This window comes from Roseimaritima sediminicola (assembly GCF_009618275.1).
GTDB lineage: Bacteria > Planctomycetota > Planctomycetia > Pirellulales > Pirellulaceae > Roseimaritima > Roseimaritima sediminicola.
On sequence record NZ_WIAD01000125.1, the window covers coordinates 1 to 1,317 of the forward strand.

The following is a 1,317-nucleotide window of genomic DNA, read 5'->3' on the forward strand; positions in this document are numbered from 1 at the left end:
ATTTTGGGCAATAGGGCAGATCAAAAATCTTGGATTTTTTGATCCCGCAGCCAAGGACTGCTGGGGGCCAGCCCCCAAACCCCCGAGATTTTTTTAGGCATGACGCCTCCGTTCAATGAGTGTACAAGCTCACCGCGCAGCATTAAGCTGCACCCACTGGGTGAAACAGATCGAGGCTCTGCAGAGATGCAACCTCGTGAGGGATAACCCAGTCGCCGACGCGTCAATGATGTGTCGAGCACGCGAGGCGGCCATGGTCCTAGTTTAGCGACGGTGCTGTGGTCGCCTCTTTTACTTCGATAGGCTCAGCTCCGCCTCCCGCCACGGCTCGCCGTTACGAACCATGTCGTTGAGAATCGTCAACAGCTTGCGCATCGAAGCTATCTGCGCCACTTTCTTGGGTTTCCCGCGGGCCAACAGACGCTGATAAAAATGCTTGATTGCAGGGTTGTGGATCGCCGCTGAAAGCGCTGCCATGTACAGCACGCAGCGGACCTGCGAACGTCCTCCGCGAATGCGCCTTTGGTGGTTCGTTTTACCCGATTGTTTGACGATCGGTGCCACCCCGACGAGCTTCGCGATCGCCTCCCGGTTGAGCGACCCCAACTCCGGCAACTCAGCTAAAAGAGTCGAAGTGGTAACCGGACCGACCCCCGGAACACTCTGTAAAAGGTCCACTTTGGGCTCACTTTCAGCGAGCTCTTTCAGCAGACTCTCTAAACGCTCGTCAATTGTTTTTAGCTGGGTTTTTAGGTGCGAAATCGTCTCCTCGATCATCTCCCGAGCAAACGAATCCTGCGTCTGAGCAAGGCGGTTTTGTTCCGCGCCAAGCAGGCTGATCAGCTGGCAACGCCGACGCACCAAGGCTTGATGTTGCTTCTCTTCGGCTGTTCGCTTAGGAGTCAGATGAATGTCGATGATCTCACCAAAGCGACGAATCATCCAAGCGTCGATCGTGTCGCTTTTCTCCAGCCACCCATGGGCTTTGGCAAAGTCCCGGACCGGGCGAGGATTGACGACACTGACGGCGATATCAGCTTGATGCATGGCATCGACGAGCACATGTTCGTAGCCGCCGGTCGCTTCGCAGATGACAAGCGTGTCCGCAGGCGACTTGATCTTCGCAACAATGCTACTGGCCACCGCCGCGACAGTGTTTGGCACCGTCGGGGCGAGCTTGTTCAGGGAATCGCTGATGTCCAACTTGTCGGAAGCAACATCGATCCCAATCGTACGGGAATAAGTCGTTTTCAATGTAAAGTCCCATCCTAGTGAATACGATCTGACCACAATGGGCCGATCAGGCGACGGTTCGGG

Annotated in this window: 1 protein-coding gene; it reads right to left on the reverse strand. The window is 55.6% G+C overall.

What is annotated here, in order from left to right:
* Positions 1 to 291 precede the first annotated feature (291 nt).
* A partial coding sequence (locus GE027_RS22550; RefSeq protein ID WP_237607742.1) for an IS110 family RNA-guided transposase occupies positions 292 to 1,317 on the reverse strand: 1,026 nt, incomplete at its 5' end.